Origin of the sequence: Neisseria benedictiae, from assembly GCF_958267435.1 — a bacterium.
In the GTDB taxonomy this organism is placed as follows: Bacteria; Pseudomonadota; Gammaproteobacteria; order Burkholderiales; family Neisseriaceae; genus Neisseria; species Neisseria bergeri.
Genome location: NZ_CATQFV010000052.1, coordinates 13,954 through 34,510, shown reverse-complemented (window position 1 = coordinate 34,510; position 20,557 = coordinate 13,954). Strand labels below are relative to the sequence as shown.

Genomic DNA, 20,557 nt, shown 5'->3' with positions numbered 1-20,557 from the left:
CGTACAGGCATATTCCAACCATTAAGGAAACACGATGAAATCCGTCCGCCCCTTCATCCGCGACGACATCCTCGCCATGTCCGCATACAAAATCACCGATGTCCCGTCGGATTTTGCCAAACTCGATTCGATGGAAAGTCCCGTCCACCCTTTTGCCGGACATGAAACGCTGTTGCAGGAATGGCAGGCACGGCTTGCCGCCGCGCCCATCCATCTTTACCCCAATCCCTCCGGCAACGGTTTACAGGAAGCATTGCGTTCGGCGTTCGACATTCCCGAGTCCGCCGACATTGCGCTGGGCAACGGTTCGGACGAACTGATACAGTTCATCACGATGCTGACCGCCAAACCGGGCGCGGCAATGTTGGCAGCCGAACCCAGTTTCGTCATGTACCGCCACAACGCCGCGCTGTACGGCATGGATTATGTCGGCGTTCCACTGAACGGAGATTTCACCCTCAACCTGCCCGCCGTCATCGAAGCCATCAGGAAGCACTGCCCTGCCCTGACCTTTATCGCCTACCCCAACAACCCCACCGGCGTATGTTTCACGCGTGCCGAAATCGAAGCCGTCATCGAAGCTTCAGACGGCATCGTCGTCGTCGATGAAGCCTACGGCGCATTCAACGGCGACAGCTTCCTGCCGCAGGCGGGCAGCATTCCCAACCTGATAGTCTTACGCACCCTCAGCAAAATCGGTTTTGCCGGACTGCGTATCGGCTATGCGGCAGGCTGTCCCGAAGTCATCGGCGAACTGCAAAAAATCCTGCCGCCCTACAATATGAACCAACTGAGCCTGACCACCGCCAAACTCGCCCTGCAACACTACGGCATCATCTCTGCCAACATCGACAGCCTGAAAAACGAACGCGAACGGATGTTCGCCGAATTGGGCAAAATATGCCGTCTGAACGCCTTTCCAAGTCAGGCAAACTTCATTACCATACGCGTACCCGATGCCGATTTGTTGTTTGACACGTTCAAACAAAACCGCATCCTGGTCAAAAAACTGCACGGCGCACACCCGCTTTTGAAACACTGCCTGCGTATTACCGTAGGCAGCCCTGCACAAAACGATGCCGTTCTCAACATCATCCGCCAACTTTACTGCCAACCAACGGATTTCCTATGAATTTGACTAAAACACAACGCCACCTGAACAACTTCCTGACCCTCGCCCAAGAAGCAGGTTCGCTGTCCAAGCTCGCCAAACTCTGCGGCTACCGCACCCCCGTCTCACTTTACAAACTCAAACAACGCCTTGAAAAGCAGGCAGAAGACCCCGACGCGCGCGGCATCCGTCCCAGCCTGATGGCAAAACTCGAAAAACACACCGGCAAACCCAAAGGCTGGCTCGACAGAAAACACCGCGAACGCACTGTCCCCGAAACCGCCGCAGAAAGCACCGGAACTGCCGAAACCCAAATTGCCGAAACCGCATCCGCTGCCGGCTGCCGCAGCGTTACCGTCAACCGCCATACCTGCGAAACCCAAATTACCGTCTCCATCAACCTCGACGGCAGCGGCAAAAGCAGGCTGGATACCGGCGTACCCTTCCTCGAACACATGATCGACCAAATCGCCCGCCACGGCATGATCGACATCGACATCAGCTGCAAAGGCGACCTGCACATCGACGACCACCACACCGTCGAAGACATCGGCATCACACTCGGACAGGCACTCCGGCAGGCACTCGACGACAAAAAAGGCATCCGCCGTTACGGACATTCCTACATCCCGCTCGACGAAGCCCTCAGCCGCGTCGTCATCGACCTTTCCGGCCGCCCCGGACTCGTGTACAACATCGAATTTACCCGCGCCCTGATTGGAAAATTCGATGTCGATTTGTTTGAAGAATTTTTCCACGGCATCGTCAACCACAGTATGATGACCCTGCACATCGACAACCTCAGCGGCAAAAACGCCCACCATCAGGCGGAAACCGTATTCAAAGCCTTCGGGCGCGCCCTGCGTATGGCAGTCGAACACGACCCGCGCATGGCAGGGCAGACTCCGTCGACCAAAGGCACGCTGACCGCATAATATCCCCAAACAGGCCGTCTGAAGCGCAGGAAGCCTTCAGACGGCATTACAGCACCCCAACAAAGGAGAAACACTATGTCCGCAGAAACATACACAAAAATTGGCTGGATAGGCTTAGGGCAAATGGGCCTGCCTATGGTAACGCGCCTTTTGGACGGCGGCATCCGGGTCGGCATATACAACCGCTCGCCCGGGAAAACTGATTCCCTTGCCGCCAAAGGTGCAAAGGTCTATGGCAGCACCATCGAACTTGTCCGCGACTATCCCGTTATTTTCCTAATGGTCTCCGACTATGCCGCCGTGTGCGACATCCTGAACGGAGTCCGCGACGGATTGGCCGGCAAAATCATCGTCAACATGAGCACCATCTCCCCGACCGAAAACCTCGCCGTCAAAGCACTTGTCGAAGCCGCAGGCGGACAATTTGCCGAAGCACCCGTTTCCGGATCGGTCGGACCAGCCACCAACGGCACGCTGCTGATTCTGTTCGGCGGCAGCGAAGCCGTTTTAAACCCGCTGCAAAAAATATTTTCCCTCGTCGGCAAAAAAACCTTCCATTTCGGCGATGTCGGCAAAGGTTCGGGCGCGAAACTCGTCTTGAACTCGCTCTTGGGCATTTTCGGCGAAGCGTACAGCGAAGCCATGCTGATGGCTCGGCAGTTCGGCATCGATACCGACGCCATTATTGAGGCCATCGGCGGCTCGGCAATGGACTCGCCTATGTTTCAAACAAAAAAATCACTATGGGCAAACCGTGAGTTCCCCCCTGCCTTTGCACTCAAACACGCTTCCAAAGACCTTAACCTTGCTGTCAAAGAACTGGAACAGTCGTACAATACCCTGCCCGCCCTCGAAGCAACCGCTGCCAGCTACCGCAAAGCATTCGAAGCGGGTTACGGTGATCAGGACGTTTCCGGCATTTACCTGAAACTGGCAAAACACTGACTTCCCTTTCCAAACAATATGCCGTCTGAAATATTTTCAGACGGCATTTTTATTGCCCAACGCTTGAAATTAGTCTTGATTATGACCATAATCCGCGCAAATTTAATCAATATCGAGACCAATTATGAACCAACTCGACCAACTTGGAACCCGTATCAACCTGATTTGCAATGTCTTCGACAAATGGATCGGGCAGCAGGATTTGAATTACAACCTCTTTGCCGTACTTTATACCCTGGCAACCGAAGGCAGCCGCACACAAAAGCATATCGGCGAAGAGTGGAGTCTGCCCAAACAGACCGTTTCAGGCGTATGCAAAACCCTTGCCGGACAAGGGTTGATCGAATGGCAGGAAGGCGAACAGGACCGGCGCGAACGGTTGCTGTCGCTGACCGAAAAAGGCAAAGCCCATGCCGCACCTTTAACAGAAAGTGCGCAAAAATTCAGCGACAAAGTATTTGCCACATTCGGCGACAAGCGCACAACCCGGCTGTTTGCCGATTTGGATGCACTGGCGGAAGTGATGGAAAGAACAATCTCGGAAAATAAAAAATAGGGGGACAAATATGTGGAAAATGTTGAAACACATAGCCAAAACCCACCGCAAGCGTCTGCTCGGCACGTTTTCCCTGGTCGGACTGGAAAACCTTTTGATGCTGGTGTATCCGGTGTTTGGCGGCTGGGCAATTAATGCCGTAATTGCGGGGAAGGCGTTGCTGTACGCTTTGGTTGTGCTTTTGATGTGGCTGGTCGGTGCGGCGCGGCGGATTGCCGATACGCGCACGTTTACGCGGATTTATACCGAAATCGCCGTGCCGGTCGTGTTGGAACAGCGGCAGCGGCAAGTCCCGCATTCGGCGGTAACTGCGCGGGTTGCCCTGTCGCGTGAGTTTGTCAGCTTTTTTGAAGAACACCTGCCGATTGCCGCAACATCCGTCGTATCCATATTCGGCGCGTGCATCATGCTGCTGGTGCTGGAATTTTGGGTCGGCATGTCGGCGGTGGGCATACTTGCGTTGTTTTTATGGCTTTTGCCACGTTTTGCCGCCATCAGCGAAAACCTGTATTTCCGCCTGAACAACAGCTTGGAACGCGACAACCACTTTATCCGAAAAGGCGACCGGCGGCAGCTCTACCGCCATTATGGTCTGGTTGCGCGCCTGCGTGTGCTGATTTCCAACCGCGAAGCCTTCGGCTATCTCTGCGTCGGCGCAGCGATGGGTATTTTATTCGGCTTTGCTTTTGTGATGATGACGCTTAAAGGCTACGGCAGCGCGGGGCATATTTATTCGGTCAGCACTTATCTGTGGATGTTTGCCATGAGTTTGGACGACGTGCCGCGATTGGTCGAACAATATTCCAATTTGAAAGACATCGGACAACGGATAGAGTGGTCGGAACGGAACATCAAAGCCGGAACTTGAAAAATGCCGTCTGAACACGCTTCAGACGGCATTTCCATCCGTTCGGCAAACTACATCACATCCGCCCGCCGGTTGACAAGTTTGGCAAACAACTTTTCAACAGAAGCTTCTGCCTGCAAACCAATGCGCTGGATCAGACTTTGCTTCTCCTGATATTTCACTTCGATAACCTGTTTGTTTTCAAACGCTTTCAACAACAAATCATCACTGGTCGAAATCTCGTCAATCAAGTTCAACGCCAACGCCTGCCGGCCGAACCAATGTTCGCCCGTCGCCACTTTCTCAATATCCAATTGGGGACGGTTCTCACTGACAAACTGCTTGAACAACTGATGCGTTTCCTCCAGTTCCTGCCGGAATTTCTGTTTGCCCTTTTCCGTATTTTCACCCATAAAGGTAACCGTACGCTTAAATTCGCCCGCCGTCATCACATCCACATCGATATCATGTTTTTTCAACAGGCGGTGGATATTCGGCACTTCCGCCACCACACCCACCGAACCGACAATCGCAAACGGAGCGGAAACAATTTTATCCGCCACACACGCCATCATATAACCGCCGCTCGCCGCGACCTTATCGACGGCGACGGTCAGCGGAATATTGCGTTCGCGCAAACGCCTAAGCTGCGAAGCCGCCAAACCGTAACCGTGAACCACGCCGCCCGGACTTTCCAATCTGAGCAGAACTTCATCTTCAGGCTTGGCAATCAAAAGCACCGCCGTAATCTCATGACGCAAGGATTCTACGGCGTGTGCATACAAATCACCGTCAAAATCCAACACAAAAAGGCGGGATTTTTGCGTTTCGGCAGATTTCTCCCCACCCTCCTTCAAACGCTTTTTCTCTGCTTTGGCTTCCGCCTTTTCCTTTTTCTTTTCTTCTTTTTCCTGATGTTTTGCCTCTTCCCCGCTTAAAAAGAATGCTTCAAACGATTGCCGCTGTTTTTTATAATTTTCCGAAAAATCTGTCAGTACGACACTACCGCTTTCCGACTGTTTCTTACTCTGTACGATAGCCAACACAATCAGCGCAATTGCGCCGAACACGGTAAGCAGTTCGAGCAGGAAAATACCGTAATTCAGTAAAATTTCTTTCCACATTGATTGGATTTCCTCTTGTTCAGGCATGAACATGTCAATATTGTCCATCCCCGTCCGACAGATAAAAAAATAACCGCTTGGAGCGGTATTGTTATTTTCAGCTTGGTGCCCGGAGCCGGAATCGAACCGGCACGGGATGTTTAGTCCCGACGGATTTTAAGTCCGTTGTGTCTACCTATTTCACCACCCGGGCATTTGTGAAAGGTGGAGGCGGGGGCACGGATTTTAACCGGCCTATATGAAGATTGCACTCCTCATAGCATAAACACTCTGCCACCCCGCCATGGTACGATAATGGAGGCGAGAGTCGGAATCGAACCGGCGTAGACGGATTTGCAATCCGCTGCATAACCACTTTGCTATCTCGCCTAAAACTGGCTTAATCTAAAAACTTGGAGCGGGAAACGAGTCTCGAACTCGCGACCTCAACCTTGGCAAGGTTGCGCTCTACCAACTGAGCTATTCCCGCGTTGATACGTTTGAAATAAAACTTGGAGCGGGAAACGAGTCTCGAACTCGCGACCTCAACCTTGGCAAGGTTGCGCTCTACCAACTGAGCTATTCCCGCGCGTTCAAACATATCGGTTTTTGGAGCGGGAAACGAGTCTCGAACTCGCGACCTCAACCTTGGCAAGGTTGCGCTCTACCAACTGAGCTATTCCCGCAATGATTGTGGGAGAATGAAATTTTTGGAGCGGGAAACGAGTCTCGAACTCGCGACCTCAACCTTGGCAAGGTTGCGCTCTACCAACTGAGCTATTCCCGCCCTATATCATTCTCCGACATCGAAGAAGACGCAATTATTATGGATTCTGTTTTTACCGTCAAGCTATTTTTATGTTTTTTTCAGGCGATTTCTTTCCACGCCATTTTCAGGTAATACAGCATCGACCAAACCGTCAGCAAAGATGCGATAAACATCAATATGTTGCCGATAACAACAAGATTAAATCCATAAAAATCGGGAAAATTCAGCAGCAGCAGGAAGATTGCCAGCATTTGCGCGGCGGTTTTGAACTTGCCGACAGTGGCGACGGCAACGCTGCTTCTCTTGCCCATTTGCGCCATCCATTCGCGCAATGCGGAAATAGTGATTTCCCTACCGATGATGATCATGGCAAACAAAACATAGGTCCGATCGAGTTTGACCAGTAAAAGCAGCGATACGGCAACCATCAGCTTGTCGGCGACGGGATCGAGGAATGCGCCGAAATCCGAGGTCTGTTTCCACAACCTTGCCAAAAATCCGTCAAACCAGTCGGTCAAGGCGGCAACGGCAAAAATGACGGCGGCGGCAACATTGACTGCTTCTTCCGAAAACCATGAGAAAGGCAGGTAAAAAAGGGCTGTCAGGACAGGAATGAGCAAGACCCTCAACCATGTGAGGAAGATGGGGAGATTCCAAGGCATCGGTTTTCTCTGTGCAGACTGTAAAGTTGTGATTATAGCGGTTATCCTCATAACCCAAAACGTAAAATTGCCGCATGGGCATTCCCCCGCCCCGCCAATCTGTTTTCACATTCTTTTCAAACGCAGGAAAATGGCGGGCAATAAAAGCAAAATACCCAGTTTCAGGCTGAAAATGGCAGGTTGTGCCAACACTTCGATAAGGCGGTCTTCCGGATGTGCGAACTCCTTATTGGTATGGATACTGCCACTGTTGCGGTATTCCAACAGAACGCCGTTTAAAAAACCTTTGCCGACGGTGTCGCTTAAAACAATCTTAACCTGCCGCGCCCTGATGACTCTGCCGATATTGTCGCCTGTGCACAAATCGTCGAACCCGTAGCAGGAAAGTCGGTAATGTTGCCTGTCTGAATTCAGTTCGATTGCCCGTCCGCTGCGGTTGGGTGCGGTAACGGTCAATTCTGCATATTCGAATATTTTTTCTTGTTCGTGAAATGCCGTCAGATAAGGTGCAATAAAAACGGCGGACAACAGCAGGCAGCTTATGGCGGCAAACCATACCCAGCGATAATATAGTGGATTAAATTTAAACCAGTACAGCGTTGCCTCGCCTTGCCGTACTATCTGTACTGTCTGCGGCTTCGTCGCCTTGTCCTGATTTAAATTTAATCCACTATATTTCACGCTTACCCCTTGTTTCTCAAATGCCGTCTGAAAAAACGGCTGCATATGTTGTCTGCAAAATATCGGGAAGCATAACAGACAAAATGCCGTCTGAAATATTTTCAGACGGCATTTCTTATCCAAAACGGATTATTTTTGCGTTTCAACCGCTTCCAATGCACGCAGGGCATAAGTGTAAGCGGCACCCGCATTCAGGGCAATGGCAGTTGCCAATGCACCTGCGATTTCGCTGTCGGTCGCACCGGCTTTGGCGGCGGCGGCAGCGTGAACACTGATGCAGCTCTCACAACGTGTGGTAATGGCAACGGCGATGGCAATCAGTTCGCGCGTTTTGGCATCTAATGCTTCGGCGGCGGCGGCCTGTTCCAATGCGCCGTAGGCCTGCAGCATTTTAGGATGCGCCTTACCCAGCTCGCCGAACGATTTTTTAACCAATGCGGTATGTTCTTTCCAATCTTTAAACATTTTCTTTTCCTTTCTCTTGCGTTTAACCCTGATACGCGCTTGCGTATCTGTTTTCGATGTGCGTATTATTGCAATTATTCAGTTGTGTTTCTCGTTTAATCATCTCATTTTATGGTTCAAAAAGATTTATGGACATTCTGGACAAACTGGTCGATCTCGCCCAATTAACGGGCAGTGTGGATGTGCAGTGCCTTTTGGGCGGACAATGGTCGGTACGGCATGAAACCTTGCAACGCGAAGGACTGGTACACATTGTTACATCGGGCAGCGGCTATCTCTGCATCGACGGCGAAACTTCCCCGCGTCCGGTCAGTACGGGGGATATTGTATTTTTCCCGCGCGGCTTGGGACACCTGTTGAGCCACGACGGAAAATACGGAGAAAGTTTACAACCAGATATACGACAAAATGGCGCATTCACGGTCAAACAGTGCGGCAACGGACTGGATATGAGCCTGTTTTGCGCCCGTTTCCGCTACGACACCCACGCCGATTTGATGAACGGGCTGCCGGAAACCGTTTTTCTGAACATTGCCCATCCGAGTTTGCAGTATGTGGTTTCAATGCTGCAACTGGAAAGCGAAAAACCTTTGACGGGGACGGTTTCCGTGGTCAACGCATTGTCGTCCGTCCTGCTGGTGCTTATCCTGCGCGCCTATCTTGAACAGGAAAAAGATGCCCAACTCTCGGGCGTGTTGAAAGGTTGGCAGGACAAACGTTTGGGACATTTGATCCAAAAGGTGATAGACAAACCGGAAGACGAATGGAATGTCGACAAAATGGTGGCGGCTGCCAATATGTCGCGCGCTCAGCTGATGCGCCGTTTCAAAAGCCGGGTCGGACTCAGCCCGCACGCCTTTGTGAACCATATCCGCCTGCAAAAAGGTGCGTTGCTGCTGAAGAAAACCCCGGATTCGGTTTTGTCGGTCGCGCTGTCGGTGGGCTTTCAGTCGGAAACGCATTTCGGCAAGGCGTTCAAACGGCAATATCACGTTTCGCCGGGTCAATACCGGAAAGAAGGCAGGCAAAAATAAATCGGGGCTTCAAACGCAAATGCCGTCTGAAAAGGCTTTCAGACGGCATTTGCGTACCGCGTCATTTCAATGGGTGCATCTCCATCACTTCCATCAAAAAGTTGGTAAATGCGGGATTATCGGGTTTGGCATCCATATTTTTCCAACGCTGCTGCCAGCCGCGCAAGGCATTCTGGATATACAGCTTGGACTGTTCGGTATTGATTTCGCCGCGCTGGCTGTCCACCGCCGAACGCAGGTAGATTTCATACATACTGTCATCGACGGCATTGCGCCCGACCAGGCGTTTTCTGAAGTTGTTCAGATATTGCGCCGCCTGAACCTTAGTCATTTTACCGATGTTCACCTGATAGCCCAGGCGCGTCGCCTCGTCGCGGATTTTGGAAACGTCCGTCCAATGCGAAGGGGCGAGGCGGAAACTTTTTACAGACGCTTCCGCCGGAACGGTATTAATCGGCCTGACAGGGATTTCGGTCAGGGTGGGCACATAAACAGTTCCGCAGCCGGACAGGGCGGCCGCGATGGGGATGAGGGCAAGATATTTTTTCATACCCGCCATTATAAGCAGGTTTGCCCTGAAAAAACAAATTGTTCCGAAAAAACGCGGGTTCGGCGGGATTGCGCGCGCCCGAATCCGCCGCCGCAAACCCCACCGCAAGGTTTACAATTTGACCTTTTTATCGCGACAAATATTATATGGATACCGCAAAAAAAGACGTTTTGGGTTCCGGCTGGATGCTGGTGGCGGCGGTCTGCTTCACCATTATGAACGTATTGATTAAAGAGGCATCGGCAAAATTTGCCCTCGGCAGCGGCGAATTGGTCTTTTGGCGTATGCTGTTTTCAACCGTTGCGCTCGGGGCTGCCGCCGTATTGCGTCGGGATACCTTCCGCACGCCCCATTGGAAAAACCACTTAAACCGCAGTATGGTCGGGACTGGGGCGATGCTGCTGCTGTTCTACGCGGTAACGCATCTGCCTTTGGCAACCGGCGTAACCCTAAGCTACACCTCGTCGATTTTTTTGGCGGTATTTTCCTTCCTGATTTTGAAAGAACGGATTTCCGTTTACACGCAGGCGGTGCTGCTCCTTGGTTTTGCCGGCGTGGTATTGCTGCTCAACCCCTCGTTCCGCAGCGGTCAGGAAACGGCGGCACTCGCCGGTCTTGCTGGCGGCGCGATGTCCGGCTGGGCGTATTTGAAAGTGCGCGAACTGTCTTTGGCGGGCGAACCCGGCTGGCGCGTCGTGTTTTACCTTTCCGCGACAGGTGTGGCGATGTCGTTGGTTTGGGCGACGCTGACCGGCTGGCATATGCTGTCTTGGCAGTCGGCGGTTTATCTGTCGGGCATCGGCGTGTCCGCGCTGATTGCCCAACTGTCGATGACGCGCGCCTATAAAGTCGGCGACAAATTCACGGTTGCCTCGCTTTCCTATATGACCGTCGTTTTTTCCGCGCTTTCGGCGGCGTTCTTTTTGGGCGAACAGCTTTTTTGGCAGGAAATACTCGGTATGTGCATCATCATCCTCAGCGGCATTTTGAGCAGCATCCGCCCCATTGCCTTCAAACAGCGGCTGCAATCCCTCTTCCTCCGAAAATAAAAAATGCCGTCCGAACATCCTTCAGACGGCATATCGGGCTTTATTTCCCCGCCTTCACATCCTGCCACTGGCGCACCATAAACTTCAATGCCGCCGGCCGGATGGGAACCATAATAAAGCTGTTTTTCAAATCTTCCCCGCTTGGGAAAATCGTATTGTCGTTTTTAAATTCGTCTTCCATCAGCTCACGCGCAGGCTTGCTCGAAGGCGCGTAGGTAACGAAATTGCCGTTTTTCGCCGACACTTCCGGGTCGAGGAAGTCGTTGATGTATTTGTGCGCGTTGGCGACGTTTTTCGCATCTTTCGGAATCACGAAAGAATCCACCCAAATCCCCACGCCCTCTTTGGGCATCATCACGCGGATTTTTTCCTTGCCGCCCGCTTCTTCGGCACGCCGTCTAGCGATGTTCAAATCGCCGCCGAAACCGATTGTTACGCAGGTATCGCCGCGCGCCAAATCATCGATAAAGCCGGACGAAGTAAAGCGTTTGATATTGGGGCGGTTTTTCTTGAGCAGGGCGGTTGCCTCCCTGATGTCTTCCGTATTGCTGCTGTTCGGGTTTTTACCCAAATAGTTCAACACCATAGGATAAATTTCCGCCGCGCTGTCTAAATAACTGATACCGCATTGTTTGAGTTTGGACGTGTATTCGGGGTCGAACACCAAATCCCACTGGTTGTCCGGCAGCTTATCCGTACCCAAAGCCTTTTTCACGCGTTCGGTATTGATGGCGAAGGTATTTGTCCCCCAATAAAACGGCACGGCGTATTCGTGGCCGGGATCGACCCCGTCCATCAGCCTCATCATTTCAGGGTTGAGGTGTTTATAATTGGGAATCAGCGACTTATCGATTTTCTGATACGCACCTGCCTTAATCTGCCTGCCGACAAACGCATTGGACGGCGCGACAATGTCGTAACCGGATTTTCCGGTCAGCACCTTGCTTTCCAGCGTTTCATCGCTGTCGTACACATCATAAGTAACCTTGATGCCGTTTTTCTTTTCAAAATCGGCAACGGTTTCCGGATCGACGTATTCCGACCAGTTGTAAATTTTCAATACGTTTTGGTTTTCCGCCGGTGCCGGTTTTTCGGCAGGCGGTTTGTCCGAACCGCCGCACGCTGCAAGCAGCAAAGCAGTCAGGACGGCGAGTGGCAGATGTTTGGCCATTATCATTCCTTGCATATCGGGTTGGAGAAAGCGGCCATTATAGCCGATATTGGCAACAGGGCTTCAGACGGCATTCAAAATCCCGCAATGCCGTCTGAAAGCCGCCGCTTCCATAGCTAGAAACAGGGATTTGCGGTAAGATACCGCCGTTCGTTTTCCCTGCTTTTACCATGACAAGACATTTGAGAGACATTGAAAAAATTATGAAAACCTCCGAACTGCGCCAAAAATTCCTAAAATTTTTTGAAACCAAAGGCCACACCGCCGTCCGCTCTTCCAGCCTCGTGCCGCACGACGACCCGACCCTGCTGTTTACCAACGCGGGCATGAACCAGTTTAAAGACGTATTTTTAGGTTTCGACAAACGCCCGTACAGCCGTGCCACCACCGCGCAAAAATGCGTACGCGCAGGCGGCAAGCACAACGACTTGGAAAACGTCGGCTACACCGCCCGCCACCACACCTTCTTTGAAATGATGGGCAACTTCTCCTTCGGCGACTACTTCAAACGCGACGCGATTCATTTCGCTTGGGAGTTTCTCACTTCCCCCGAATGGCTGAACATCCCCAAAGACAAACTCTTGGCGACCGTTTACGCAGAAGACGACGAAGCCTACAACATCTGGTTAAACGAAATCGGTATGCCGTCTGAACGCATCGTCCGCATCGGCGACAACAAAGGCGCGAAATACGCATCCGACAACTTCTGGCAAATGGGCGACACCGGCCCTTGCGGCCCCTGCTCCGAAATTTTCTACGACCACGGCGAAGAAATCTGGGGCGGCATTCCGGGCAGCCCCGAAGAAGACGGCGACCGCTGGATCGAAATTTGGAACTGCGTATTTATGCAGTTCAACCGCGACGAACAAGGCAATATGAATCCGCTGCCCAAGCCGTCCGTCGATACCGGTATGGGCTTGGAACGTATGGCGGCGGTAATGCAGCACGTCCACAGCAACTATGAAATCGACTTGTTCCAAAACCTGCTCAAAGCCGTCGCCCGCGAAACCGGCGCGCCGTTCAGTATGGAAGAACCCAGCCTGAAAGTCATCGCCGACCACATCCGCTCCTGCTCCTTCCTGATTGCAGACGGCGTATTGCCTGCCAACGAAGGACGCGGTTATGTTTTGCGCCGCATCATCCGCCGCGCCGTGCGCCACGGTTACAAACTGGGTCAAAGCAAACCGTTCTTCCACAAACTCGTTGCCGATTTGGTCAAAGAGATGGGCGATGCCTACCCCGAGTTGAAAGAAAAACAAGCACAAATCGAAGAAGCATTGAAAAACGAAGAAAGCCGTTTTGCCCAAACTCTGGAAACCGGTATGGCCTTGTTGGAAAACGCGCTGGCCAAAGGCGGCAAAACACTCGGCGGCGAAATCATCTTCAAACTCTACGATACCTACGGCTTCCCATACGACCTGACTGCCGACATCTGCCGCGAACGCAATATCGAACCGGACGAAGCAGGCTTCGAACGCGAAATGGAAGCCCAACGCGCACGCGCACGCGCCGCACAAAGCTTCAAAGCCAACGCCCAACTGCCTTACGAAGGTCAAGACACCGAGTTTAAAGGTTATAGCGAACGCCAAACCGAAGCCACCGTGTTGGCACTCTACAAAGACGGCGAGCAAGTCGACGAATTGAACGAAGGCGACAGCGGCGCAGTCGTTATCGACTTTACCCCGTTCTATGCAGAATCCGGCGGCCAAGTCGGCGACGTCGGCTATATCTTCGCAGGCGAAAACCGCTTCGAAGTACGCGATACCCAAAAAATCAAAGCAGCCGTATTCGGTCAATTCGGTGTACAAACTTCAGGCCGTCTGAAAGTCGGCGACAGCGTTACCGCCAAAGTGGATGACGAAATCCGTAATGCCAATATGCGCAACCACAGCGCCACCCACCTGATGCACAAAGCCCTGCGCGATGTATTGGGCGAACACGTCGAACAAAAAGGCTCTTTAGTTACCGCCGAATCCACCCGTTTCGACATTTCCCATCCTCAAGCGGTAACTGCCGAAGAAATCGCCGAAGTAGAACGCCGCGTCAACGAAGCCGTTTTGGCGAACGTTGCCGTCAACGCAGCCATTATGAGCATGGAAGATGCCCAAAAAACCGGCGCCATGATGCTCTTCGGCGAAAAATACGGCGACGAAGTACGCGTACTGCAAATGGGCGGTTTCTCTACCGAATTGTGCGGCGGTACACACGTTTCACGCACCGGCGACATTGGCCTCTTCAAAATTATCAGCGAAGGCGGTATTGCCGCAGGCGTGCGCCGTATCGAAGCCATCACCGGCCTGAACGCACTCAAATGGGCGCAAGAGCAAGAGCGTTTGGTGAAAGACATTATTGCCGAAACCAAAGCCCAAACCGAAAAAGACGTACTGGCGAAAATCCAAGCAGGCGCGGCACATGCCAAAACATTGGAAAAAGAATTGGCACGCGCCAAAGCCGAACTCGCCGTCCACGCAGGCGCAAAACTCTTGGACGATGCAAAAGACTTGGGCGCAGCCAAACTCGTTGCCGCCCAAATCGAAGCCGACGCAGCCGCCCTGCGCGAAATCGTAACCGACCTGACCGGAAAATCCGACAACGCCGTGATTCTTTTAGCGGCAGTAAACAACGGCAAAGTTTCCCTGTGCGCAGGCGTATCCAAAGCCCTGACCGGCAAAGTCAAAGCAGGCGATCTGGTTAAATTTGCAGCCGAACAAGTCGGCGGCAAAGGCGGCGGCCGTCCCGACTTGGCACAAGCCGGCGGTACAGATGCCGACAAATTGCCCGAAATGCTGGCAAGCGCGGAAGAATGGGTAAAAGCCAAACTCGCATAATCCCTCCGCCGCAAGCAAAATGCCGTCTGAACGCCCAAGCCTTCAGACGGCATTTTTCCGCACGCAGTTGCGTAGGATGGATTTCAACCCACCGTTTTTTCATTTTGGGTTGTTGATTGGTGGGCTGAAGCCCACCCTACGGTTACAAAAATCCCGTCATTCCCGCGCAGGCGGGAATCTAGGGCGTTCGGTTTCGGTTATGTCGGAATTTCGGGAAACTGATGAATCGTCATTCCCGTGCAGGCGGAAATCTAGGATGCGGGGCAGCGGCAATATTCAAAGGTTGTCTGAAAATTCAGAGGTTCTAGATTCCCGCTTTCGCGGGAATGACGGCGGAGAAGTTTCTGCTTTTCCGATAAATGGCCGCAACCTAAAACCCATCCTTCCCGCGAGAACAGAAAAACAAAAACCTAAAATCCCGTCATCCCCACGATAACAGTTGCGTAATTGAGTAGGGTGGGCTTCAGCCCACCAATTCCACCATCTTCATCCTAAAATCCCGTTATTCCCACAAAAGCAATTGCGTAGGATGGGCTTCAACCCTCCGTTTCTTCATTTTGGGTTGTTGATTGGTGGGCTGAAGCCCACCCTACGGTTACAAAAATCCCGTCATTCCCGCGCAGGCGGGAATCCGGATCTGTCGGTGCGGAAACTTATCGGATAAAACGGTTTCTTCAGATTTTACGTTCTAGATTCCCACTTTCGTGGGAATGACGGGATGCAGGTTTCCTTACGAACGTGTTCAGATTCCCACTTTCGCACAAATATAGTGGATTAAATTTAAATCAGGACAAGGCGACGAAGCCGCAGACAGTACAAATAGTACGGCAAGGCAAGGCAACGCCGTACTGGTTTAAATTTAATCCACTATAACAGCGCAAATAGGGCAAAGATAAGGATATAGGGGTTTTTTCTTTGAATTTACTATACAATTCACCCGTCCCCGTTATAAAAACCCAAGCCGATGAAAACCCTGCTCCAACTCCAAACCGCCGCACAAAACTTCGCCGCCTACTACAAAGACCAAACCGACGAACGCCGCGAGAAAGACACCTTCTGGAACGAATTTTTCGCCATTTTCGGCATCGACCGCAAAAACGTCGCCCACTTCGAATACCCCGTCAAAGACCCTGCCGACAACACCCAATTCGTCGATATATTTTGGGAGGGCATCTTCCTTGCCGAACACAAATCCGCCAACAAAAACCTGACCAAGGCCAAAGAGCAGGCGGAGCGTTATTTGCAGGAAATCGGGCGCACCAAGCCCTCTGCGCTGCCCGAATATTACGCCGTCAGCGATTTTGCCCATTTCCACCTTTACCGCCGCGTACCTGAAGAAGGCGCAGAAAACCAATGGCAGTTCCCTTTGGAAGAACTACCCGAGTACATCACGCGCGGCGTTTTCGACTTCATGTTCGGCATCGAAGCCAAAGTCCGCCAAATTCAAGAAGAAGCCAATATTCAGGCGGCGGCAGCCATCGGCAGGCTGCACGACACGCTCAAAGAAGAAGGCATTTACGAAGAACACGAGCTGCGCCTCTTCATCACGCGCCTGCTTTTTCTCTTTTTTGCCGACGACAGCGCCGTTTTCCAGCGCAACTATCTCTTTCAAGACTTTTTAGAAAGCTGCAAAGAAGCCGACACGCTCGGCGACAAGCTCAACCAACTCTTTGAATTTCTCAACACACCCGACCAAAAGCGCAGCAAGACCCAAAGCGAAAAATTTAAAGGTTTCGAATACGTCAACGGCGGCCTTTTCAAAGAACGCCTGCGCACCTTCGACTTCACCGCCAAGCAGCACCGCGCCTTAATCGACTGCGGCAATTTCGACTGGCGCAACATCAGCCCCGAAATCTTCGGCACGCTCTTCCAATCCGTCATGAACGCGCAAGAGCGGCGCGAAGCGGGCGCACACTACACCGAAGCCGCCAACATCGACAAAGTCATCAACGGCCTTTTTTTAGAAAACCTGCGCGCCGAATTTGAAGCCGTCAAATCCCTCAAACGCGACAAAGCCAAAAAACTCGCCGCCTTCTACCAAAAAATCCAAAACCTGCAATTCCTCGACCCTGCCTGCGGCTGCGGCAACTTCCTTATCATCGCCTACGACCGCATCCGCGCCCTTGAAGACGACATCATCGCCGAAGCCCTCAAAGACAAAACAGGCGGCCTGTTCGACAGCCCGTCCGTCCAATGCCGTCTGAAACAGTTTCACGGCATCGAAATAGACGAATTTGCCGTCCTCATCGCCCGCACCGCCATGTGGCTCAAAAACCACCAATGCAACATCCGCACGCAAATCCGCTTCGACGGCGAAGTCGCCTGCCATACGCTGCCGCTCGAAGACGCCGCCGAAATCATCCACGCCAACAGCCTCCGTACACCTTGGCAGGCGGCGGACTACATCTTCGGCAATCCGCCCTTTATCGGCTCGACCTACCAAACTAAAGAACAGAAAAACGACCTCGAAAGCATCTGCGGCCATATCAAAGGCTACGGTCTGCTGGATTACGTCTGCAACTGGTATGTCAAAGCCGCCGGCATCATGGCGCAGCATCCCCAAGTTCAGACGGCATTTGTTTCCACCAATTCCATCTGCCAAGGCCAGCAGGTCGAAATCCTTTGGGGCAGCCTTTTGAAGCAAGGCATCGAAATCCACTTTGCCCACCGCACCTTCCAATGGACGAGCCAAGCCGCAGGCAAAGCCGCCGTCCACTGCATCATCGTCGGCTTCCGCCAAAAGCCGCAAATGCCGTCTGAAAAAACCCTCTACGACTATCCCGACATCAAAGGCGAACCCCAAAAACACGCCGCAGCCAACATCAATCCGTATCTGATTGACGCGCCCGATGTGATTATTGCCAAGCGCAGCCGTCCCATACATTGCGAACCTGATATGGTCAACGGCAGCAAACCGACCGAAGGCGGCAACCTTATCCTCTCAACCGATGAAAAAGAAGCCCTGATTGCCACCGAACCCTTGGCGGAGCAATACATCCGCCCCTTTATCGGTGCGGATGAGTTCCTCAACGGCAAAACCCGTTGGTGCCTGTGGTTTCAAGGCATATCCGACGTTAAACGCAACCACGACCTGAAACAGATGCCCAAAGTTCAAGCCCGTATTCAGGCAGTCAAAACCATGCGCGAAGCCAGCAGCGACAAACAAACTCAAAAAGATGCAGCAACCCCGTGGCTTTTTCAAAAAATCCGCCAGCCTTCAGACGGCAATTTTCTGATTATCCCACGCGTCTCATCCGAAAGCCGCCGTTTCATCCCCATCGGTTATCTGTCATATGAAACAGTTGTCAGCGATTTGGTATTTACCCTTCCAAACGCCACCCTCTACCACTTCGGCATCCTCAGCTCCACCATGCACAACGCCTTTATGCGTACCGTTGCAGGCCGTCTGAAAAGCGATTACCGCTATTCCAATACCGTCGTGTACAACAACTTCCCCTTCCCCGAAAGCTGCCGGATGCCGTCTGAAAACGACCGACCCGACCCGCGCCGCACCGCCGTCGAAACCGCCGCCCAAGCCGTCCTCGACGCGCGCGGACAATACCGCCGAGAAGCTCGGGAAGCCGGTTTGCCCGAGCCGACCCTCGCCGAACTCTATGCGCCCGACGCAGGCTATACCGCCCTCGACAAAGCCCACGCCGCCCTCGACAAAGCCGTAGATAAAGCCTACGACTACAAAACAGGCAAAAACACCGACGACGAAGCCGAACGCACCGCCTTCCTGTTCGAGCTGTACCGCAAGGCGACGGCAGTTGCATAGTTGCGTAGGGCGGGCTTCAGCCCACCGTTTCTTCATTTTCGGTTGTCGATTGGTGGGCTTCAGCCCACCCTACGATTAATACGGTTACTGATTCGTTTTCCCATGCATCCGAATCACGCCGCACCGCAAAAAACGCGCGCCCGATGCGGCAACCGCTTCCGACATCGGGCGCAATGAGACAAAACGGCAATATGCCGATACGGATACGTCATCCCCCGCCTGCCTGTTTTTTATATCATGCTCAATTTTATCTGTGCGTTACGACGGCATGCCGTCTGAAGGGTGTTTATGTCTGAATCTAAGAAATTTCCGATTCCTTTGAGCTATTTCAGCATCGCGCTGGGCTTGTTTGCCTTGGGGCTGTCGTGGCGTTACGGCGCGTCTGTCGGGCTGCTGCCCGCCTTGGCCGCCGAATCGCTGCTTGCGGCGGCTTCGGTTGTCTGGCTCTTGCTGGTGGCGGCATACCTGATCAAAATATTTGCGTACCGAAACGATTTTTTGTCTGATTTGCGGGACTTGGTGCAATGCTGCTTCATCAGCGCGATTCCGATTACCGCTATGCTGGAGGGACTCGCGCTGAAGCCCTATCAGGCAGGCGCGGCGGCAGTCTTGATTTATGCCGGCGTTGCCGGACAGTTGGCGTTTTCAATGTATCGGGCGGCCGGTCTGTGGCGCGGTCTGCATTCCTTGGAGGCAACGACGCCGATTATTTACCTGCCTACGGTGGCGACAAACTTTGTCAGTGCGTCATCTCTGGCGGCGTTGGGGCATCATGATTATGCGGCTTTATTTTTCGGCGCGGGTATGTTTTCCTGGCTGAGCTTGGAAGCCTCCATCTTGGGCAGGCTGCGCACGGCGGCACCGGTCGGCACGGCGGCGCGCGGCGTGGTCGGCATCCAGCTTGCACCCGCCTTTGTCGGCTGCGGCGCGTATTTTGCCGTCGGCGGTAAAATCGACGGTTTTGCATTGGCATTAATCGGCTACGGCTGCCTGCAGCTTTTGTTCTTGCTGCGCCTGACCCGCTGGTTTTGGGAAGGCGGTTTTACGATGAGCTTTTGGGGATTTTCATTCGGTTTCGCGGCAATGGCGGGATGCGGCCTACATCTGGCGGCTTCCGGCGTATTGTCGGGCTTGGGGCTGACGCTTGCCGCCGCCGGATCGGCAGGCGTGGCGCTGCTGCTTGCCGGTACGCTGCACCGGATAGCGACGGGGCGTTTCTTGATACGCGGCTGATGCGTTTTGCCGCCTTGTCAAAAATGCCGTCTGAAACGCTGGGCTTCAGACGGCATTTTTTATTTCAAACCCTTACAGGTAGAATTTTTCGATGACTTTCAGGTTGTCGTCTAATTTGTACACCAGCGGCTGACCGGTCGGGATTTCCAAGCCCATGATGTCTTCGTCGGAAATGCCCTCGATGTGTTTTGCCAGCGCGCGCAGGGAGTTGCCGTGCGCCGCTACCAAGACGCGTTTGCCGCTCAACAGCGCGGGGGCGATTTGGTCTTCCCAAAACGGTAATACGCGCTCCAGCGTTACTTTCAGGTTTTCGCCGTCGGGGATAACATCGGCAGGCAGATGGGCATAGCGGCGGTCTTTGTGTGCGGAAAACGCGTCGTCTTTGTCCAAAAGCGGCGGCAGGGTGTCGTAGCTGCGCCGCCAGATGCGGACTTGCTCGTCGCCGTATTTTTCGGCGGTTTGTTTTTTGTCCAAACCTTGCAGTCGGCCGTAGTGGCGTTCGTTCAGCCGCCACGTTTTGATTTGCGGTACGAACAGTTGGTCGGATTCTTCCAAAACGATGTTGCAGGTCTTAATCGCGCGGGTCAGGACGGATGTGAAGGCGATGTCGAACTCATAGCCGTTTTCTTTCAGTTTTTTACCGGCGGCAGCAGCCTCGGCAAGCCCCTGCTCGCTCAGCTTCACGTCGCGCCAGCCTGTAAACAGGTTTTTCGCGTTCCATTCGCTTTGCCCGTGGCGGATAAATACCAGTTCCATATCGTCTCCAATGTGTGAAAGTGGGAAAACGGTATTTATAACATATTTTCACATTCCCGTATTTGATTCAGATTCAGACACGGC

At 52.8% G+C, this 20,557-nt stretch carries 18 protein-coding genes, 6 tRNA genes and 2 pseudogenes; 12 read left to right on the top strand and 14 right to left on the bottom strand.

Translation table 11 applies throughout. The annotated features are described in order from the left end of the window. Positions 1 to 34 precede the first annotated feature (34 nt). The 5 genes from hisC (at position 35) to Q3O12_RS05290 (ending at position 4,415) form a co-directional block, all read left to right on the top strand. Positions 35 to 1,132 (top strand): histidinol-phosphate transaminase, encoded by a 1,098-nt coding sequence (hisC, locus tag Q3O12_RS05310; RefSeq protein WP_301669649.1) that lies wholly within the window; start codon positions 35 to 37, stop codon positions 1,130 to 1,132. Continuing rightward, complete coding sequence (hisB, locus tag Q3O12_RS05305; protein WP_301669648.1) at positions 1,129 to 2,046, top strand: imidazoleglycerol-phosphate dehydratase HisB; 918 nt, start codon at positions 1,129 to 1,131, stop codon at positions 2,044 to 2,046. Before hisC ends, hisB begins: the two co-directional genes overlap by 4 nt. A gap of 75 nt (positions 2,047 to 2,121) precedes the next feature. After that, on the top strand, positions 2,122 to 2,991 hold the full coding sequence (locus tag Q3O12_RS05300; RefSeq protein WP_301669647.1) for an NAD(P)-dependent oxidoreductase: 870 nt from the start codon (positions 2,122 to 2,124) through the stop codon (positions 2,989 to 2,991). 124 nt (positions 2,992 to 3,115) lie between these two features. After that, positions 3,116 to 3,547, top strand: coding sequence for a MarR family winged helix-turn-helix transcriptional regulator (locus tag Q3O12_RS05295; protein WP_301669646.1), 432 nt, complete (start codon positions 3,116 to 3,118; stop codon positions 3,545 to 3,547). Positions 3,548 to 3,557: 10 nt separating this feature from the next. Further along, positions 3,558 to 4,415, top strand: a complete 858-nt coding sequence (locus tag Q3O12_RS05290; RefSeq protein WP_301669645.1) for an ABC transporter six-transmembrane domain-containing protein — start codon at positions 3,558 to 3,560, stop codon at positions 4,413 to 4,415. A 50-nt stretch (positions 4,416 to 4,465) separates the two neighbouring features. Here Q3O12_RS05290 and sohB read toward each other — a convergent pair whose 3' ends face one another. The 11 genes and pseudogenes from sohB to Q3O12_RS05235 form a co-directional block, all read right to left on the bottom strand. Continuing rightward, a complete protein-coding gene (gene sohB, locus Q3O12_RS05285; RefSeq protein ID WP_301669644.1) occupies positions 4,466 to 5,518 on the bottom strand; it encodes a protease SohB in 1,053 nt (350 codons plus the stop codon). A 103-nt stretch (positions 5,519 to 5,621) separates the two neighbouring features. Next, positions 5,622 to 5,711, bottom strand: a tRNA-Leu gene (locus tag Q3O12_RS05280). Positions 5,712 to 5,813: 102 nt separating this feature from the next. Beyond that, positions 5,814 to 5,887 (bottom strand) — tRNA-Cys (locus Q3O12_RS05275). A 24-nt stretch (positions 5,888 to 5,911) separates the two neighbouring features. Further along, positions 5,912 to 5,987 (bottom strand) — tRNA-Gly (locus Q3O12_RS05270). Between the two features lie 23 nt (positions 5,988 to 6,010). Beyond that, positions 6,011 to 6,086 (bottom strand) — tRNA-Gly (locus tag Q3O12_RS05265). 21 nt (positions 6,087 to 6,107) lie between these two features. After that, positions 6,108 to 6,183, bottom strand: a tRNA-Gly gene (locus tag Q3O12_RS05260). A gap of 25 nt (positions 6,184 to 6,208) precedes the next feature. After that, positions 6,209 to 6,284: transfer RNA gene (locus tag Q3O12_RS05255), tRNA-Gly, on the bottom strand. 80 nt (positions 6,285 to 6,364) lie between these two features. Continuing rightward, positions 6,365 to 6,928 carry a CDP-diacylglycerol--glycerol-3-phosphate 3-phosphatidyltransferase gene (gene pgsA / locus Q3O12_RS05250; RefSeq protein WP_301669643.1) on the bottom strand — a complete coding sequence of 188 codons (564 nt, stop codon included), beginning with the start codon at positions 6,926 to 6,928 and terminating at the stop codon, positions 6,365 to 6,367. 105 nt (positions 6,929 to 7,033) lie between these two features. Then, the gene (locus Q3O12_RS05245; RefSeq protein ID WP_301669715.1) at positions 7,034 to 7,456 is read right to left on the bottom strand and encodes a hypothetical protein; all 423 of its coding nucleotides are present in this window, start codon (positions 7,454 to 7,456) and stop codon (positions 7,034 to 7,036) included. Between the two features lie 39 nt (positions 7,457 to 7,495). Next, positions 7,496 to 7,606: pseudogene (locus tag Q3O12_RS05240) on the bottom strand (IS5/IS1182 family transposase); the annotation flags it as partial. A gap of 132 nt (positions 7,607 to 7,738) precedes the next feature. Then, complete coding sequence (locus Q3O12_RS05235; RefSeq protein ID WP_002212800.1) at positions 7,739 to 8,074, bottom strand: carboxymuconolactone decarboxylase family protein; 336 nt, start codon at positions 8,072 to 8,074, stop codon at positions 7,739 to 7,741. A 128-nt stretch (positions 8,075 to 8,202) separates the two neighbouring features. Here Q3O12_RS05235 and mtrA point away from each other — a divergent pair, with 128 nt between their 5' ends. Then, positions 8,203 to 9,108: an efflux transporter MtrCDE transcriptional activator MtrA gene (mtrA, locus tag Q3O12_RS05230; RefSeq protein WP_301669642.1), complete on the top strand. Its 906-nt coding sequence runs from the start codon at positions 8,203 to 8,205 to the stop codon at positions 9,106 to 9,108. Positions 9,109 to 9,169: 61 nt separating this feature from the next. Here mtrA and Q3O12_RS05225 read toward each other — a convergent pair whose 3' ends face one another. Further along, positions 9,170 to 9,658 carry a prokaryotic membrane lipolipid attachment site family protein gene (locus Q3O12_RS05225; protein ID WP_373323061.1) on the bottom strand — a complete coding sequence of 163 codons (489 nt, stop codon included), beginning with the start codon at positions 9,656 to 9,658 and terminating at the stop codon, positions 9,170 to 9,172. A 146-nt stretch (positions 9,659 to 9,804) separates the two neighbouring features. Between Q3O12_RS05225 and Q3O12_RS05220 the strand changes: the two genes are divergently transcribed. Continuing rightward, positions 9,805 to 10,707 carry a DMT family transporter gene (locus tag Q3O12_RS05220; protein ID WP_196428883.1) on the top strand — a complete coding sequence of 301 codons (903 nt, stop codon included), beginning with the start codon at positions 9,805 to 9,807 and terminating at the stop codon, positions 10,705 to 10,707. 40 nt (positions 10,708 to 10,747) lie between these two features. On the opposite strand, the gene Q3O12_RS05215 is transcribed toward Q3O12_RS05220, so the two are convergent. After that, a complete protein-coding gene (locus tag Q3O12_RS05215; protein WP_301669640.1) occupies positions 10,748 to 11,878 on the bottom strand; it encodes a polyamine ABC transporter substrate-binding protein in 1,131 nt (376 codons plus the stop codon). A gap of 203 nt (positions 11,879 to 12,081) precedes the next feature. Here Q3O12_RS05215 and alaS point away from each other — a divergent pair, with 203 nt between their 5' ends. From alaS to tehA, 5 genes and pseudogenes are all read left to right on the top strand, one after another. After that, a complete protein-coding gene (gene alaS / locus Q3O12_RS05210) occupies positions 12,082 to 14,706 on the top strand; it encodes an alanine--tRNA ligase (RefSeq protein ID WP_301669639.1) in 2,625 nt (874 codons plus the stop codon). Between the two features lie 19 nt (positions 14,707 to 14,725). Further along, positions 14,726 to 15,142, top strand: a complete 417-nt coding sequence (locus Q3O12_RS05205) for a hypothetical protein (RefSeq protein ID WP_301669638.1) — start codon at positions 14,726 to 14,728, stop codon at positions 15,140 to 15,142. 326 nt (positions 15,143 to 15,468) lie between these two features. Next, positions 15,469 to 15,576 (top strand): annotated as a pseudogene (locus Q3O12_RS05200) (IS5/IS1182 family transposase); the annotation flags it as partial. Positions 15,577 to 15,670: 94 nt separating this feature from the next. Continuing rightward, positions 15,671 to 18,484, top strand: a complete 2,814-nt coding sequence (locus Q3O12_RS05195) for a class I SAM-dependent DNA methyltransferase (protein ID WP_301669637.1) — start codon at positions 15,671 to 15,673, stop codon at positions 18,482 to 18,484. Between the two features lie 288 nt (positions 18,485 to 18,772). Next, positions 18,773 to 19,717 carry a dicarboxylate transporter/tellurite-resistance protein TehA gene (gene tehA, locus Q3O12_RS05190; protein WP_301669636.1) on the top strand — a complete coding sequence of 315 codons (945 nt, stop codon included), beginning with the start codon at positions 18,773 to 18,775 and terminating at the stop codon, positions 19,715 to 19,717. Positions 19,718 to 19,789: 72 nt separating this feature from the next. On the opposite strand, the gene Q3O12_RS05185 is transcribed toward tehA, so the two are convergent. Beyond that, complete coding sequence (locus Q3O12_RS05185) at positions 19,790 to 20,473, bottom strand: 2,3-diphosphoglycerate-dependent phosphoglycerate mutase (protein WP_301669635.1); 684 nt, start codon at positions 20,471 to 20,473, stop codon at positions 19,790 to 19,792. Between the last annotated feature and the right edge of the window lie 84 nt (positions 20,474 to 20,557).

What these genes read in the sequence shown, in the direction of transcription:
- hisC (WP_301669649.1), top strand. Translation starts at nt 35, where the DNA reads ATGAAATCCGTCCGCCCCTTCATCCGCGACGACATCCTCGCCATGTCC.
- hisB (WP_301669648.1), top strand. Translation starts at nt 1,129, where the DNA reads ATGAATTTGACTAAAACACAACGCCACCTGAACAACTTCCTGACCCTC.
- Q3O12_RS05300 (WP_301669647.1), top strand. Translation starts at nt 2,122, where the DNA reads ATGTCCGCAGAAACATACACAAAAATTGGCTGGATAGGCTTAGGGCAA.
- Q3O12_RS05295 (WP_301669646.1), top strand. Translation starts at nt 3,116, where the DNA reads ATGAACCAACTCGACCAACTTGGAACCCGTATCAACCTGATTTGCAAT.
- Q3O12_RS05290 (WP_301669645.1), top strand. Translation starts at nt 3,558, where the DNA reads ATGTGGAAAATGTTGAAACACATAGCCAAAACCCACCGCAAGCGTCTG.
- sohB (WP_301669644.1), bottom strand. Translation starts at nt 5,518, where the DNA reads ATGTGGAAAGAAATTTTACTGAATTACGGTATTTTCCTGCTCGAACTG.
- pgsA (WP_301669643.1), bottom strand. Translation starts at nt 6,928, where the DNA reads ATGCCTTGGAATCTCCCCATCTTCCTCACATGGTTGAGGGTCTTGCTC.
- Q3O12_RS05235 (WP_002212800.1), bottom strand. Translation starts at nt 8,074, where the DNA reads ATGTTTAAAGATTGGAAAGAACATACCGCATTGGTTAAAAAATCGTTC.
- mtrA (WP_301669642.1), top strand. Translation starts at nt 8,203, where the DNA reads ATGGACATTCTGGACAAACTGGTCGATCTCGCCCAATTAACGGGCAGT.
- Q3O12_RS05225 (WP_373323061.1), bottom strand. Translation starts at nt 9,658, where the DNA reads ATGAAAAAATATCTTGCCCTCATCCCCATCGCGGCCGCCCTGTCCGGC.
- Q3O12_RS05220 (WP_196428883.1), top strand. Translation starts at nt 9,805, where the DNA reads ATGGATACCGCAAAAAAAGACGTTTTGGGTTCCGGCTGGATGCTGGTG.
- Q3O12_RS05215 (WP_301669640.1), bottom strand. Translation starts at nt 11,878, where the DNA reads ATGGCCAAACATCTGCCACTCGCCGTCCTGACTGCTTTGCTGCTTGCA.
- alaS (WP_301669639.1), top strand. Translation starts at nt 12,082, where the DNA reads ATGAAAACCTCCGAACTGCGCCAAAAATTCCTAAAATTTTTTGAAACC.
- Q3O12_RS05205 (WP_301669638.1), top strand. Translation starts at nt 14,726, where the DNA reads ATGCCGTCTGAACGCCCAAGCCTTCAGACGGCATTTTTCCGCACGCAG.
- Q3O12_RS05195 (WP_301669637.1), top strand. Translation starts at nt 15,671, where the DNA reads ATGAAAACCCTGCTCCAACTCCAAACCGCCGCACAAAACTTCGCCGCC.
- tehA (WP_301669636.1), top strand. Translation starts at nt 18,773, where the DNA reads ATGTCTGAATCTAAGAAATTTCCGATTCCTTTGAGCTATTTCAGCATC.
- Q3O12_RS05185 (WP_301669635.1), bottom strand. Translation starts at nt 20,473, where the DNA reads ATGGAACTGGTATTTATCCGCCACGGGCAAAGCGAATGGAACGCGAAA.